This window comes from Myroides sp. TSA_177.3, assembly GCF_052691955.1.
This window is the reverse complement of record NZ_JBQZGD010000001.1, coordinates 65,307-82,201: the sequence shown is the minus strand read 5'-3', so window position 1 is coordinate 82,201 and position 16,895 is coordinate 65,307. Positions and strand designations below refer to the sequence as shown.

The window sequence follows — 16,895 nt, the reverse complement described above, 5'->3', positions numbered from 1 at the left end:
CCATGAAAAAAATAATAACAGCCTTAGTCCTTGTTGCCTTAATTGGAGGGACCATCTACATATTAAACCGAAATAAGACCAATAATGATGCTGAAACTGCCATTGTAGCGGAGCAAAATGCGACCATTACCGTACGTGTGGAAAAAGCAACGGTTCGCGTTGTGGATGCAACTTATAAAGCAAATGGAAACTTTGTTCCCTATCAAGAAGTAACCCTTTCAGCAGAAACCCCTGGTCGTGTTGTAAAACTACTCGTTGATGAAGGAGCACAAGTGCGCAAAGGACAAGTTGTAGCCTTAGTTAATAGCGACCAAATCAATGTTCAGGTGCGCAATGCTGAAGCAGCCTATGCAACAGCCAAAGCCGATGCTGCACGTTTTGAAAGTGCGTATACAACAGGAGGAGTTACCAAGCAACAATTGGATCAAGTGAAACTGATGCTTCAAAATGCAGAAGCAAACTTGAAGTCTGCACAAATTACAGCTGGCGATGCTCATATCAAAGCACCTATTGATGGAATTATCAATAAAAAACACGTGGAACAAGGTAGTTTTGTTGCTCCTGGAGCCCCTATTTTTGACCTCGTTAATGTCAATCAATTGAAATTGAGAGTAAATGTAGACGAAAGTCACGTAGCCAATCTAAAAGAAGGAGATATCATTGAAGTGAAAGCTAGTGTTTTCCCTAATGATCGCTTTGAAGGAAAAGTAACTTTCATTGCACCTAAAGCAGATGCTGCGTTAAATTACCCCGTAGACTTATTACTGACGAATAATCAAGGCAATAAATTACGTGCAGGGATGTATGGTTCCGCTTATTTTGATGCAGATCAAAATCAAGATACCCCATTACTCCTTGTACCTCGTAATGCATTTGTCGGAAGTGTGAGTTCTAATTTAATCTATCGTGTCATTGACAACAAAGCCGTGGCTACTACCGTAGTATCAGGCAGAAACCTAGGCGACTTTGTTGAGATTTTAGAGGGATTAAAAGAGGGAGAGATTGTTATTACTTCTGGGCAGATCAACCTTACCGATCAAGCTCCTGTATCAATTATTAACTAACGGCCTAAAGAAAAGGATTGACATATGAAAATAGCCGAAATATCCATCAAGCGTCCGAGCATCATTATTGTGCTATTTATTGCACTCGTACTCGGAGGTATATTTAGTTATAAAAACTTGAGTTACGAATTGATTCCCAAATTTGAAGTAAACGTGATTACTGTAGCAACAGTATACCCAGGAGCTTCCCCTTCGGAAATCGAAAACACGGTAACCAAGAAAATTGAAGATGCTGTTGCCTCTTTAGAAAATGTAAAAAAGGTTGAGGCGCTTTCTTTTGAGAGCTTATCAACAGTAATGATATACTTGACTTCTGAAGCCAACGTGGATTTGTCATTGAATGATGCACAACGCAAAATCAATGCGATTCTCAAAGATTTACCTAAAGATGTAGATCCACCTTCGTTACAGAAATATTCGTTGAGTGATTTACCGATTATGACGTTGAGTGTAACGAGTAACTTAACGGAAAAGGAATTATACGATTTATTAGACAAGAAAATTCAACCGATTTTTTCACGTGTTGCGGGAGTAGCAAAAGTTGAATTAGTAGGAGGAGAAGAAAGAGAGATTCAAGTACTCCTTGATCCCAAGAAAATCGAAGCTTACGGGTTGAGCGTACCGATGGTACAACAAGCGGTATTGAGCTCTAACTTAGACTTCCCAACAGGAAGCGTAAAATCAGGAGATAAGCAAACCTTAATTCGTTTAGCCGGAAAGTACAAGAACATCGAAGAGATGCGTAATCTTGTGATTGCCTCTCAAGGTGGAATTGACATTCGATTAAGTGATATTGCCGATGTTCAAGATGGAATCAAAGAAGTAGAAAAAATTGCTCGTTTGAACCAGCAATCGACTATTTTGATGCAAGTCATCAAACAATCTGATGCCAATGCGGTAACTGTAAGTGAATTGACACAACAATCAATCGCTGAAGTTGAAAAGAACTACGCGGACATCCAATTGAACATCAAAACAGCCAATGACTCTTCTCAATTTACATTAGAAGCAGCCAATGCGGTAATGTTTGACTTATTCTTGGCTATTGTATTAGTAGCTTTTGTTATGCTATTTTTCTTACACAGCTTTAGAAATGCACTTATTGTAATGGTCGCTATTCCATTATCCTTAGTTGCTACTTTTATTGGAATCTATCTCTTAGGCTATTCTTTGAACTTATTAAGTTTACTTGCTCTATCTCTAGTTGTAGGTATCTTAGTGGATGATGCGATTGTGGTAATTGAAAATATTCACCGTCACATGGAAATGGGTAAAAACAAAGTACGCGCCTCTTTTGATGGAGCAAAAGAAATTGGATTTACCGTTACTGCTATTACCTTAGTTATTGTCGTAGTATTCTTACCTATTGCGATGTCTTCTGGTTTAGTACCAAATATCATTAAGCAATTCTGTGTAACTGTAATTATTGCAACGATGTTATCGTTATTAGTATCCTTTACCATTGTGCCTTGGTTGTTCTCTAGATATGGTAAAATTGAGGTAATTCAACCCACTTCTTTCTTTGGAAAGATTTTACATGGATTTGAAAAAGGATTAACCTCTTTTACACACAGTATCTCTGGTTTATTAGTATGGTCCTTAAACTCTACAAAGAACACCATCATTGTATTAATTATTGTAGCCTTTGCTTTCTTTGGGTCATTAGCCCTACCTCCTTTGGGTTATATTGGAGGAGAGTTTTTCCCTAAAACAGATAAAGGAGAATTCTTAGTACAGCTGGAACTAGACAAAGATGCTTCTGTACAACAGACCAACCACATGACGCAAAAGGCAGAGGAATTCTTGCGTACCAAGCCAGAAGTAGTAGATATGATTACTACAGTAGGACAATCTTCTGAGGGATATGGAGGAAGTCAAGCAACCAAATACAAATCGGAGATTCACGTTATCTTGACGGACAAAAAAGAACGCAGTGAGAGTTCATTCGTCTATGCGGCCAAGTTGAAAAAAGAATTAGCTCCGCTAATGGTAGGGGTAAAAGTGAAGACTGTTCCCGTGGGGTTAATTGGTGCAGAAGAAGCGCCGTTAGCCTTAACCATAACAGGATCTAATTTGGATGATGCGATGGATTTTGCCATTCAAGCGAAAGACTTATTGGATGCAATTCCGGGTACCATGGAAACGAAGTTAACAACGGAAACTGGAAGCCCTGAAATTAACGTACAAGTGGATCGCGATAAAATGGCGGCACTTGGTTTAGATATGTATACTGTAGGGATGACGATGCAAACGGCATTTAACGGAAATACCGATGGAAAATATAGAGCAGGTGAATATGAATACGACATCAACATCCGCTTTCAAGAATATGCCAGAACAACGATTGATGATGTAAAAACCATCAATTTTAAAAACAATCAAGGCCAAGATGTGAAGTTAGAACAATTCGCTACAGTAAGCTATAGTTCAGGACCTTCTATCTTAGAGCGCAGAGATAAGAGTCCGTCGGTAACCATTAAATCACAAACCATTGGACGTTCGCCCGGTGATATTGCCAATGAATGGTTGCCTAAATTTGATCAGTTGACCTTAAAACCTGGCGTTAAATACCAATGGACAGGAACGATGGAAGATCAAGAAGAAGGATTTGGTACCTTGGGAATTGCTTTATTAGCAGCTATTATCTTGGTTTACCTCGTAATGGTAGCGTTGTATGACAGTTTTTCAAAACCGTTTATCGTTATCTTCTCCGTGCCATTATCGTTTATTGGCGCTTTATTAGCCCTAGCTATTGCCAATATTTCACTGAATATTTTCACCATTTTGGGGATTATCATGTTGATTGGATTGGTATGTAAGAATGCTATCTTATTGGTTGACTTTGCCAACCATAGAGTGGAAGCTGGAGACAGTGTACACGATGCTTTAATCGCAGCCAATCACGCGCGTTTACGTCCTATTTTAATGACGACGATTGCCATGGTTATCGGAATGGTACCTATTGCTTTAGCCAACGGAGCAGGTGCTGAGATGAACAATGGATTAGCAGTGGTTATTATAGGAGGATTATTGTCATCCTTATTGCTTACTTTGGTTATTGTACCCATCATCTACTCTATTTTTGACAAAATAGGCAAGCGATTCGGGAACAAAGAAAAAGTAGATTATCAAGCGGCTATGGAGGCAGATTATGAGCCTAACCACAACTTTGTAGATCATCACTAGGAGGATATCCTCGTTGACCTAAATAAAACTAAACAGCAATAGAGTAGAAAAAACATTTTTCTACTCTATTTTTTTTCTTAACCTAAAACAACTTTTTTATCCGTTGGACTTCTTATTTTTATCCCTTTAACTATGTCATCATATTGTGAAGAATAATTATATACAATCCTACTCTATTTCCGACATCCTAAATCGATATGAACGTTTTATTGTGGATAAGCGATTAGCTGTGGTAGAGATTGGCCCCAAGCACAGTCAGTATTTTGTTATTGGTAAACCCTATAAATTCGCTTCTTTTGGTTTGATTCTTATCACCTCTGGAGAATGTGAAATTACCATCAATTTAGAGCCAACCAAGGTAAAGAAAAACGATATTCTTGTTGTTTTACCTCAACAGTTCTTTGAGATTATCCAATACACGAAAGATTTTAGTGTTCAAGCCTTTTTTGCCAGTGGTGAATTGTTTCTAGATGCTGGATTTCACCTAAAATCCAATAACCTCATCCAATTCTTCTCTTCTCAATACCCTAAAGTCTTACCCTTAAACAGCTATATAATTAAGGAGATTAAGTACCACTTGAAACGATTGAATAAACTCGTTTTTGCTAAGGACAATATGTTTACCCACCAATTGATTTTGCATCACTTTTCTATCTTGATGTATGAACTGGGGCATTTCTACAACAAAAGAGTACTAGCCAAAACAGAGAAAAAGACGCTTCGCAAGGAAGAATTGACCAAAAACTTTCTGTTGCTTGTTTCTTCACATTTCAAAAAAGAGCGAAGTGTACAGTTTTATGCTGATCACATGTTTATTAGTCGCAAGCACCTTACTAAGATCATTGCGGATGTATTTGGCAAAGCACCCAAAGATATTATCGTGGAAACTATCATCCTCGAAGCGAAGATTTTGTTGAAAGATCCGAACAATTCGATCACCCAAGTAGCCACGGAACTGAACTTTCAAGATGTTGCACTTTTCAGTAAGTTTTTCAAAAACAGTACGGGTATCTCCCCTCGAGAATTTAAGTTAATAAATTAACATTTGATTAAATTTATGCGTCTTTTTGACAACTTGTTCCGTTTATTTAACTACTAATATTTAGCTAAAAATAGCGAGATTTGAGTTCTTTATTAGGAAAACACAGCCTAAAGTGTAATGAATTATTATTTGCACATAAGACGCAAAATAAACAACAATGTTAAAGAATAAACAACAATATGCTCAAATAACAGCCATTGGTGGATATCTACCGACAACGAAACGGACCAATGCTGATTTAGAACGTTTGTCAGACACATCTGACGAATGGATCATGAAAAGAACGGGAATCAAAGAGCGCAGAATTTTAGAAGATGGTCTAGCGACATCTGATATGGCTGTAGCAGCTATCAAAGAGCTTTGTTCTACTTATCAAAAAAACGCAACAGACATTGACGCCATCCTTATTGCGACTTCCTCTCCCGATATGCCTATGCCATCAACGGCTAATATCGTTTGCGATAAATTAAACCTCCACAACGTATGGGCTTTCGACATGAATGCAGCTTGTTCTGGTTTCTTATATGCCCTTGATATGGGCGCCGCTTTAATCGAGACAGGACGCTACAAAAATGTAGTTGTTGTAGGAGCTGACAAAATCAGTGCTTATGTAGATAGCAAAGACCGTTCAACCAATATTTTATTTGGAGATGGTGCAGGTGCCGTTTGGTTAGAGCCTTCTGCAGAAACTGGTATTTTAGATGCATTACTCTTAAGTGATGGCAAGGGAATCGAATACCTTAACATCAAAGGAGGAGGTTCTTTATACCCTTATGATGCGGAAGATTGGAATGACGAACACCGCTATTTAAAACAAGACGGTAAAGTTGTATTCAAAAATGCTGTAACAGCGATGAGTGCTGCTTGTCAAACGTTATTAACGAAGAATGACTTAACCGTTGACGATGTCAATTGGTTAGTGGCACACCAGGCAAATAAGCGCATCATTGATGCTGTAGGGAAAGAATTGGGGATTGAAGAACACAAAGCCTTAAATAACATTACCTATTCAGGCAATACAATTGCCGCTACCATTCCCCTTTGTATGTGGGAATTTAAAGATCAAATCAAAAAAGGTGATTTGCTATTACTCACTGCTTTTGGAGCAGGTTTTTCTTGGGGAGCAAGCTTATTACAATGGAACATATAAAAAAAGAGGTCTCACATAGAGACCTCTTTTTGGTTATAGATTATTTAAACGATCAGGTTCAGGTATAGACCATAGGTCTATCAAGCAAATTCATCTGGAAAATCAACACCTTTTTCTTGAAGATATTGAATAAGCTGACCGTGCTTTGTCTGTAAATCCGAAGTACAATCACATGCAATAGGGCAAATTTGAAACGGAGAGATTTCTAAAATTATAGCAATCTCATTTAATACATCATTCTTCAATTTCGTCTTTCCGCTTTCAATATCAGAGTACGCTTTTTGTGAAATATTAAGCTTCATCGCTACATATTCCTGAGAAAAGCCTAATTCTTTACGCCTTGAACGCATCTTTTCTGATTGAATCTTACATTTTTGGGCTGGTGTTTGCATAATAAACCTTATAGTTTAATAAATTATCTCACACAAAGGTAACACTTTATTATATTTTAGTTCCTTTTTATTAAACTTTATCGTACCTTTGATTAACATAAACAACAAAATCAATGTCAAGCTTAAAATGAATATAATGAAAATTGATGTTCAAAAATTCATATATGCTTAACGAAAAAACTGCTTTCCCCAAAAGCAGTTTTTTTTATGTCCACTTTCGTCCTATTCACTGTTCACAATCGAACACTCACTTGAAACAGAAATATAGCAAGATACTAATTTTCAACGAATTAAAAAAGCATTAATTTCTTGGCACGCCTTTGGTTTTCTATTTAGTAAATAAAACTATTCATGAAAACTAAACTAATCACCCTTATCTGTTTCACTGCATCACTTGTAAGCTTTGCACAAACTAAACTTTCTGGTTCTGTTGTTGACGCTACACAACAGCCCATTGACTTTGCAGAAATCTTACTATTATCTCTAGAGGAAAAGCTAATCCAACATACCTATACAGACGAAGCTGGTAAATTCTCCTTTGAGTCTATCGCTTCTGATTCTTACAAGATACGCGTAAATAATTTAGGCACCAAACAATATGAAACGGCACTAACTATTACTCAAGATAGCACCCTTGCCCCTTTTGTAATTCAAAATGATAAAATGCTAGATGAAATTGTCGTTACTGCTCAAGCAAAGGTATTTGAACGCAAAGTAGACCGTACAGTTTTCAATATCGAACAATCGGTACACGCCAATAATAGCAATGCCAAAGACTTATTAAAACTTACTCCAGGCCTAAAAGTTGATAAGGATCAAATTTCTCTTATCGGAAAGAACAGCATGCAAGTAATGATCAATGACAAAATGCTTCCCTTAACAGGAGAAGAATTAATCAACTACCTGAATACCATTCCATCGGAGAATATTCAAAAAATTGAAATTATTAGTACACCTCCAGCGAAATATGAAGCGAGTGGAAACAGCGGATTAATCAATATTGTTTTAAAACAAGCGAAACACAATGCGTGGAACAACCAAATCAGTACAGGTTTTGAGGCTGCCGATAAAGCAACTTGGAAGATTAGTGATGTATTCAACTACAGCAAAAACAAAGTATCTATTGCAGCGGCATTCAATGCAAGCACAGGATACAACCAAGAAATTGGAAAAATGGATTTGCATTACCCTACTGAAACCTGGAATACTGTGTACCGCGAGACGAAGAAAAACAAAGACATCTCTGGTAGTTTTCAATTGGATTATCAAGCGACACCACGCACTGGATTTGGCGTTCAGTACCGAGGCAGTAAAAACACCCAAGAAACAACAGATAAAAACCAAGTAGGTGTTTATAACCTTGTTGATAACTTGCTTAAAAACATTGATACAAAGGGAAAATCCGCTCCAGATTTCAACAATCACGCAATCAATTTAAATTTAGCTCATAAATTTGATACTGTGGGAACTAAACTCAATATAGACATGGATTACTTCAACTATATAACCAACAAATCACGAGTTTTCAACACAATTACAAGCGATGTTAATAACGTTGTTAACAAAGAACAGCAAGCGCAAACAACAGGCGATCAAAAAATCGACAATTACAGTGCTAAAATCGATATCGAACAACCGTTGTCTTTTGTCAATTTATCCTATGGAGCAAAAGTGAGTTTTGTCAAAACAGTTAACAATGCAAACTCGTTTAATTTCAACAACCAAACCCAAGCAAATGAGATTTTACAAGCCGACCATTTCATTTACAAAGAAAACATTCAGGCTGCTTACATCAGCGCGACAAAAACCATTTCTAAAAAATGGGAAGCACAACTCGGTTTACGTGTTGAAAGCACACAAACGGTTGGAGAATCTGTAGCGACAAAAAGCACTGAAAAAACGAATTACACTGAGCTTTTCCCAACGCTGTATGTGAGTTATAAAATGAATGACGAGAACAACTTCACTTTAAGCGCAAACCGCCGCATTAACAGACCGAGTTTTTGGCAACTGAATCCATTCAGATGGTATATCAATGAATACAACTATGTGACAGGAGATCCGACCTTAAAACCAACGTATGTCAATGCAGTGAATGTAGGTTATACCTTTAAAAATAAATTGTTCATCAATGCATCCTATTCGAAAATAACCAATTTAGCTTCACAGTATTCTAACATTGATTCAGCAACAAACGTTCAAATACTTAAACAAGGAAATATTTTTGATGCAACTAGTACAAACCTGAGCATCACGCATACCTTCGACACTTGGCATTGGTTGAATTCACAAAACACCGTATCAGCATTTTACAATTCATCAGAATTAATTCAAGACGTCAATGTAGAAACGAATAACGGAATGGGGTATTATTTCAATTCCAATAACACAATTCAGTTGAACGCGGACAAAACTTTCCAAGCCCAAGTTGATTTCTGGTATCAATCGAAATTAAACAATGGAAACTGGAAATTAAAACCGATGTACGGATTGAACTTAGGCTTAAAATACGCAATGTTAGACAAAAAACTGAATGTTTCTGCTTACATGAATGATATCTTAAGAACCTCAAATCTACGCGCACAAGCAACATCTGATGGAGTGAAACAACAATACAACATGTATAACGATAATCGCTATTTCACTTTTGGATTGAGCTATAATTTCGGTAACGCCAAAATCAAAGTAAAAGAACGTCAAGGAAGCAACAAAGACATTATCAACAGAAAATAAAAACAATTGTTTATAACCTAGTTAATAACTTATAGAATCCGTTGATTTTCAAGCCACAATTAGCTCTAAAAAATAAAAGTTATAAACAATTATAAAATAATAGTAACAAATGAGTTAAATGAGCTACCTATAGGCATCATTCAAGTTATAAACAAAAATAAGACCACTTGTTAACAACCTTATCAACATTGTTAATAAGTATACACCAACCTTATCACTATGAAAAAGAACATTACCCTATTTATTGCTTTTTTTTGTGGACTTACCCTTATGCATGCGCAACACATCATAAAGGGTAGAGTCCTCAACAAAGACAAACAACCGATTGATTTTGCAGAGTTGCACCTATTGAAAGAAAACAGCAATCAATTAGTACAACAAGGCTTTACTACTGAGACGGGAGAATTCACCTTAAAGAACCTACCGACCGAACAATACAAATTGAACATTCAGTATTTGGGAGAATTACTGTACACTCAAACGATCAAGTTGGATCAAACCATTGACTTAGGTGATATTATTGCTGAGTCTTCCACTCAATTGGGCGAAATTGTTGTACAAGCAGAGAAAAAACTGGTAGAGCGCAAAGCCGATCGCTTGGTATTTAATACCGCACATAGTGTTGCCTCACAAGGAATGGATGCGATAGAAGCCTTGACCAACACCCCTTTAGTAAAAGTACAGAATGACAAAATCAGCATTGTTGGAAAAAGTAGTGTAACCATTATGATCAACGATAAGATTGTACAACTACAAGGCGATGCGTTAACCAATTACCTAAAGACATTGCGCTCTGACGATATTGAAAAAATTGAAGTGATTACCAATCCACCTGCCAAATATGAAGCGAGTGGTAATAGTGGACTCATCAATATTGTTTTAAAGAAGAACAAAACACTTGGAATGTATGGATCAGTTAGTACTTCATACTCGTATAACAAGTACAATTGGTATTCGATGAATGGTAGTTTGAATTACCAAAACAAAAAGTGGAACGTGATGTTGAAAGCCAATGGAGGCGATGGAAAATACGGAAATGAGAATACCTATACGTTTCAAAATGACACGCGTATCTTGGATTCTTATGCCAATCCAACAGGTAGTTATACCTCAGGAGGAGTAAACTTAACGACCAACTATCAACTATCTGATAAGGATGTAATTGGAGCGACGTATGATTTATCCAAATACAAAAACGACAATACCAACCCCCATACAGCAAAATATATTGCCTTGCCGGAAAACAAAACAGATTCGATTATCAAATCCCTATCCAAGGCGACAAACAACAATATCTACCATACGGCTAATTTATTTTACGATCGAAACTTAGATACGCTAGGCAGTAAATTATCCTTAGGGGTGAATTATTTCTCTAATATCCCAGAAGGTTCAACAGATATGAGAGATTATAACGCACAGAGCAATATTAGAAATGCAACTTATTACACCAATGATTTAAAATACCAAGTATGGAGTGGAACGGCGGATGTATCGTATAAATTACCTTGGGCGGATGTAGAATTTGGAGGAAAATACTCGAATTACGACAACAAATCGAAAGTATTCTACTACAACCGCATGAATGAGGATTTAATTTATGATGATACACGTAGTAACCGATTCAATTACAAAGAAGACAACTTTGCTGGATATGTAAGTTTACACAAAAAATTAACGGAACAATGGAGTGTTAAAGCAGGGATGCGATTTGAGCAAACGGAAGTAACGGGTCATTTACTAGAAACAGATGAAACATTTAAAAAATCCTATGGCAAATGGTTCCCAACAGCTTATGTTTCTTATGATCCTAGTGAAAAACACTCGTTTAACCTAAATTACTCGAAGCGAATTAATCGTCCTTATTCAGGCATATTAAATCCGTTCCGTTACTATGCCAATAGTTACTCCTACAATAGTGGAAACCCAGAATTAGATCCTTCATTTACGGATAATTTCGAATTGAACTACTTGTTTAATGGTTCCTTGTCAGTTGGATTAAACTACTACCACATTACAAACTCATTCGATCAATATTCAACATTAATCGACGATGTTTTTGTAAGTACGTATTACAATATGCTCAATAGCGATAACTATGGATTAAGTGTATCCTATAGCAATAAAATAACAGGATGGTGGCAAACGAGTACAGGAGCAGATGCGAATTATTCGAATTCCTATTATCGAAATCAAATAGCGAATCAAGTTCCACAAAATGGAGTGTATTTTAGTTATTATTCACAAAATACCTTTACCGTTAATACAGCGAAAACACTGAACCTATTTTTGAATTGGTATCACCAAGTACCACATAAAGAAGACAACTCTAAATATGGTTCATACCAAGCGTTGACTACGGGAGTCAAAGCTAGTTTACTAAACAAGAAACTCAACGTCAATGTTACATTATACGATATCTTCAATACAGGAAAATCGAATGGAACGAGTTACTTCAACGACAACATACAAAAATTCAGCAATTCATGGAATAGTCGAAGATTATCAATTGGAGCGACATATACCTTTGGCGATAGTTCAAACAAGAAAAGTATCAAAGAAGCAAACTTTGAAGATAAAAGCAGAAGTAGCAAATAAAGCAAGTGTGGTTTACAGCAACTTACACCCTTAGTAAAATTTAACAAAAAAACATTTTCAAAGGCTGTAACAAAACAATCGAAAGAGCTACCAATAGTGCACAAACAAGCGATACTACTGGAGTTCGCGAAAAAAAGTAAATTTTAATTCTCAGGAAAGTCTGTTTCACTTTCTTCTCTTCTTCACCGAAGAACAATAAAGCTTGAAGCACTTTTATAAAAATGGCGTGATGACCCATTTTAATTGATTAGTTAGTTGAGCGTCCTTTGTATTTCCATACAAGGGACGTTCTTATTTATAGCCATTGGTGTTCTTGTTTTACTTGTGGTTCTTCCATCCTATTGACAATAGCAAATGCACGAGCATGTAAGAGCTCTTTTCTACCCTCTGGAGTTCGGGTATAAACAATGTTATTCTTTCCAACTTCTTGTGTCCATTGTTGCGCAAAGTAATTCACCCGCGCTCTATTCACCCCGATACATTCAGGAACAGCATGGAAATCAGATTCACTATCTTGAATTGGCAACAAAGTTTTGCGGGCTAAGACATACCGTGGATTTTCAATAGGCGATAAAATTTCTTTCATACAAGAAGCGAACACATGACTTTCTCTCAGTGTAGCTCCTTCTAATGAACAAAATACACCACCACCCAATTCTAAGGTAGTAACCACGCGAAGAGAATCCTTGGGTGTAGTCAAAAGGTCAAAGGCACATAAAGTAGAACAAAGCGCCTCCCCGATTCCCTGTACATCTTTTCGCATATCGCCAAACTTGCGATACATGCGATAATACGTCCATCCTTTCCATCCAAAACGGAAGCCCAAGCCCAGTACAAACGTTTGAAAAACCCAATACCCAAAAGACCACAAGCTCAACCCATGCAGTAAGATGCCCTTGCCTAAACCGATAAATTGATAGGTCAAAAACAAAATAGCTGAACACACTAGCGTAAACAAAGCAGAGACTAGCGTCTTATTCGTATAAAATTGCTTGGCTTTGTTCACGTCTCTTCTTTCTTTGGGCGAAGAAAATAGCACCTTCACTCCTTCTGCCAGATGAGTTCCGTTTTGAATAGCAGCCATCCAACGCGATTTCAATGCTGTTCTTTGCTGTGCCAGTTGTAACGTTTGTTGATTTTGCTGTGTGATATATACCTCATCACGGGTTCTTTTTTTCTGTGTAGCTTCCTTTAAACGCTCAATGCCATTTGAGATAAACGTTTCTCCTACTTGTTCACTATTTGATATTCCCACAAAAGTTTGAAAACGACGGTGAATAATCTCCCAATCCTTTCCTCCATCCGCTGCATACGCATCCACACAAGCTAAATGCCAAATATGTGCCGTTTTATTTGGGTCTTGGGGATTAATGCGAAACGCACGCCCTCTCACCTGATTGGAAGTAATATACGCACCGATTGAACTCGCCATCACTAAGGCATTCAATGCAGGCGCATCCCACCCTTCTCCAAGTAGCGCTTTTGTTCCAATCAATACTTGAATTGTACCGTCCTGAAACAACGCAGTCATCCAATGAACAACCTGTGAACGTTGCTGTGCAGTTAATTGCAAGGCTACATAATTTGGGTCATACGCTAGAGGCACTGCGGATATCCCTGATTCTTTTTCTTGGGCTACTTGATGTAAAGCTTCTAAACAAGAAGTTGGAATAATCACCACCGAACCGGTCAATACAGCCATGGTAAGCGCATTAACGTTGTTACGCCTTAGCGTTTCAAAAATGGACAGTACACCCAACTTAGACAGCACAGCAGGCGGTGCTTCGGTTGTACTGTAGTATTCCTTTCGAATATAATCAGTCAATACCGCCAAGCGCAAATCGCGACCTAAACTAGCGTATTCAAAAGCAAGAATCTCTACAATACTTTGCAATTTACTCAAACTAGAAAGCAGGAGATCATCCCCTTTGTTATCTTGAACCAATTGAACCTGTCGAAAGGCAATAAGCCCTCTCTTCTTCAGTTCAGCTGTCAATTCATTTTTACACGCTAGATAATCGGGAACCTCTTGTAATACATCTTGTCCTTGAAAACAGTAAAAATTAAGCATCTTTTCAAACCACACGAAATCCAAAGGCGGGATTTCTTCTTCTTGCAAGCCCAACACTTTCTTGTGCACCTTATCAATCCCTCCATTGGCTTCTTGGAGAAAAACCAAACAAGCCACATAGGTTGTCAAGTTCTCATAAATCCAGTCCAAATGAGCTAGAGGTTGCTGAAAAATAGCAGCTTGTTGCAGTGTTTGAGCGAGTAGTGCATGTGATTTAAATGTCGTATAAAAGGAATAAACCTCACTTTTATGCAAGGCTATTTTTTCGCGTTCTTCCGCTAAAGGAGTACAATAGTAAATAAAATCTTGGTGAGGACACAAATCTTCCACCTCAACCAACGTAGGAACCGCAATTTCCTCATCAACAGGCCCAGCTAAAGCCATATAGCGTTGCCATTCAAAACTAGACGCCCCATAAGGAGGAGTCGCCGTTAAGCCTACTACGGTCGATTTTAATTCATTATCTAGTAAGTCTAATGCTTTCCACCATTCTTTTCGCAAGTGATGTACCTCATCCACCAATAGCGTTTTGATGCCAACGGCACGCAACTTGCCAATGATTTCCTGCGCATGTATATTGGTATAGGTAACCGTAGCATCCCCAGGCATTTCTTCATCGCTTTCCTCCTCTTCTTTCAGGTAATTAAAAGCTGCATGTAGCCCTTGATAGGTAGAAACCGTCAAAAACTTCGGTTGCGTTAATTGCGTTGAAATCCAATCTGGAACTTCATCCACTTGAAGAAAAAGAGAACAAAAGCGGTCAATCCACTGATTCTTGACAGCCAATGTAGGAGCTAAAATTAACGTCGGTTGATTCAGTCGTAAAATCACTTCCAACCCCAAAACAGTTTTACCCGATCCAGGCGGTGCTACTACATGTAATTTATCATCTTGTAGATGTGTATCTAATTGATCTAACACTTTTTTTTGGTAGCTACGCCAAGGATATTTAAATGCGATAGGGGTGGGAAACTTTTTCAATAGTATCGATATTTCTTCCTTAAAAATAAGCAAGCTTTTTGTAGGAAACAAAGCGTTTTAAATGTTTTTACGAACACCGTGTAAAGTCATATTTTTTTCATTATTTTGTAGAACTATCAATATTTGAAACGACTTAACTGGCTTTCCACTAATTACAATGACGACAAAAATTCAATTTAAATTAAGTAACGACATCCTTCTTACTGTTATTCAGATGGTTGAAAAAACCGATGACTATGTTGTACAATCTATAAAAGACGCTTTATTGGTTAGTATAAAAGAAGATTTACTTGCTAAACTTGAAGACAAAGCCAAGAATATTCAGAAACAAGTTTCTATTTTAGACCACAATAAAAAGCATGCCATCGTTTTAAAGTACCACGAAGCGTACACGATGTACAAACTTTTAGAGCTCGTTTACGAAAAAGAAACCTTTGCTGATCATCCGCACATCAAAAAAATCAAGCGTTTATTGGTGGATTTGGAGAACAAAGTAGAAAGTTTTACAACAGAAAATAACCCGTCAGATATTATCCAAACAGCAACTCCTGTTTTGGCTGGTTTCCCTCGTTTGGGTGTCAATGAAATTATCATTGAAGAAGCAACCATTTTAGAAGGAGAAATCAACGAGGACATGCACGCCCTAATTCAAGAGGAAGAAGCTAATCCTACCTTGGACCCTACCATTGACATCAATGAAATAGTGGTGAAAAATTATTCCATTTTTGATCTTTTGGAAGAAAATCAACCTGTGGATACATTAGCTGAAGAGACTGCAAGTAAAGCCATAGAAGTTATTGCTGAACCAGTCATCGCTTTAGACGAAATACAACAAGAGGAAGAGGAACCTACTAGTACTGAAGAAGAGTCGATGGACGTTTTTGTTCAAGCAACACAAGTAGAAGAACAAAAAGAACAAGAGTTAACGATAGAAGGAGAAGCAAGCCTTCAAGCAGAGGAAATCACAGTTCCTCTACTAGAAACTAGTACTGAAGAACCTGTTTCAGAAGAGGATGTAGTCGAAGAAAACGAAGAAATTGTTCAAGCTGAAACAATCGCTGAAATAGAAACAACAAAAGAAGAAGAAGTTCCTTTTTGGGCTCAACAAGCACCACCACCTGTTTTTGATGGTATTGTTACTAAAACTTCGATTTGTATTGAATCTGAAGAAGCTACAACAGCTTGTACCCCCGAAGAAGAAACACTCAATCTATTTGAAGAAGCTGCACTTCCCCTCCAACCCTTAGAAGAAAAAGTGGAAAAGGAAGTCAAAAAAGAAAAAAGAAAACCTGCAAAAGACAATACCCAACAGGGACAAATTAGTCTTTTCTAAAATAAAGTGAATGAAGAGAGGTAGTGCGGGCACTACCTCTCTTCATTTCACCTCATCACCTCACCCTCATCAACCACACCCTCATCAACCACACCCTCTCACCACCTCACCCTCTCACCCTCTCACCACCTCATAACCCTTAACCCTTAACTCATAACTCATAACCATTCTCAATAAAAAAAAATCCCTATCTTTGTCCTAGTATTAACGAATAAATAATCGGATGAAACTATAAATAAGTATTTCGTTTTAGTAGTACGAGTTGTTTTCAACTTGTAGGAGCAAACATTTTCTAATGGCATCTATCTTCCATAGAGCCACAATACTTATTTATTTATGTAAATT

General features: G+C 37.4%; 9 protein-coding genes. 7 read left to right on the top strand and 2 right to left on the bottom strand.

Translation table 11 applies throughout. The features are described from left to right. The first annotated feature begins 2 nt into the window (after positions 1 to 2). The 4 genes from ACUTSE_RS00365 (at position 3) to ACUTSE_RS00350 (ending at position 6,442) form a co-directional block, all read left to right on the top strand. Positions 3 to 1,064 (top strand): efflux RND transporter periplasmic adaptor subunit, encoded by a 1,062-nt coding sequence (locus ACUTSE_RS00365; RefSeq protein ID WP_445638836.1) that lies wholly within the window; start codon positions 3 to 5, stop codon positions 1,062 to 1,064. 24 nt (positions 1,065 to 1,088) lie between these two features. Continuing rightward, positions 1,089 to 4,250, top strand: coding sequence for an efflux RND transporter permease subunit (locus ACUTSE_RS00360; protein ID WP_445638835.1), 3,162 nt, complete (start codon positions 1,089 to 1,091; stop codon positions 4,248 to 4,250). Positions 4,251 to 4,395: 145 nt separating this feature from the next. Beyond that, complete coding sequence (locus ACUTSE_RS00355; RefSeq protein ID WP_002989757.1) at positions 4,396 to 5,292, top strand: helix-turn-helix domain-containing protein; 897 nt, start codon at positions 4,396 to 4,398, stop codon at positions 5,290 to 5,292. A 157-nt stretch (positions 5,293 to 5,449) separates the two neighbouring features. Next, complete coding sequence (locus tag ACUTSE_RS00350) at positions 5,450 to 6,442, top strand: beta-ketoacyl-ACP synthase III (protein WP_445638834.1); 993 nt, start codon at positions 5,450 to 5,452, stop codon at positions 6,440 to 6,442. 80 nt (positions 6,443 to 6,522) lie between these two features. Here ACUTSE_RS00350 and ACUTSE_RS00345 read toward each other — a convergent pair whose 3' ends face one another. Continuing rightward, positions 6,523 to 6,834 carry a helix-turn-helix domain-containing protein gene (locus ACUTSE_RS00345; protein ID WP_002989753.1) on the bottom strand — a complete coding sequence of 104 codons (312 nt, stop codon included), beginning with the start codon at positions 6,832 to 6,834 and terminating at the stop codon, positions 6,523 to 6,525. 351 nt (positions 6,835 to 7,185) lie between these two features. Between ACUTSE_RS00345 and ACUTSE_RS00340 the strand changes: the two genes are divergently transcribed. Both ACUTSE_RS00340 and ACUTSE_RS00335 read left to right on the top strand, forming a co-directional pair. After that, the gene (locus ACUTSE_RS00340; protein WP_445638833.1) at positions 7,186 to 9,567 is read left to right on the top strand and encodes a TonB-dependent receptor domain-containing protein; all 2,382 of its coding nucleotides are present in this window, start codon (positions 7,186 to 7,188) and stop codon (positions 9,565 to 9,567) included. A gap of 219 nt (positions 9,568 to 9,786) precedes the next feature. Beyond that, positions 9,787 to 12,165, top strand: coding sequence for a TonB-dependent receptor domain-containing protein (locus tag ACUTSE_RS00335; protein WP_445638832.1), 2,379 nt, complete (start codon positions 9,787 to 9,789; stop codon positions 12,163 to 12,165). 295 nt (positions 12,166 to 12,460) lie between these two features. Here ACUTSE_RS00335 and ACUTSE_RS00330 read toward each other — a convergent pair whose 3' ends face one another. After that, positions 12,461 to 15,217 (bottom strand): DEAD/DEAH box helicase family protein, encoded by a 2,757-nt coding sequence (locus tag ACUTSE_RS00330; protein ID WP_445638831.1) that lies wholly within the window; start codon positions 15,215 to 15,217, stop codon positions 12,461 to 12,463. Positions 15,218 to 15,374: 157 nt separating this feature from the next. Between ACUTSE_RS00330 and ACUTSE_RS00325 the strand changes: the two genes are divergently transcribed. Beyond that, the gene (locus ACUTSE_RS00325) at positions 15,375 to 16,550 is read left to right on the top strand and encodes a hypothetical protein (protein WP_445638830.1); all 1,176 of its coding nucleotides are present in this window, start codon (positions 15,375 to 15,377) and stop codon (positions 16,548 to 16,550) included. Positions 16,551 to 16,895 lie beyond the last annotated feature (345 nt).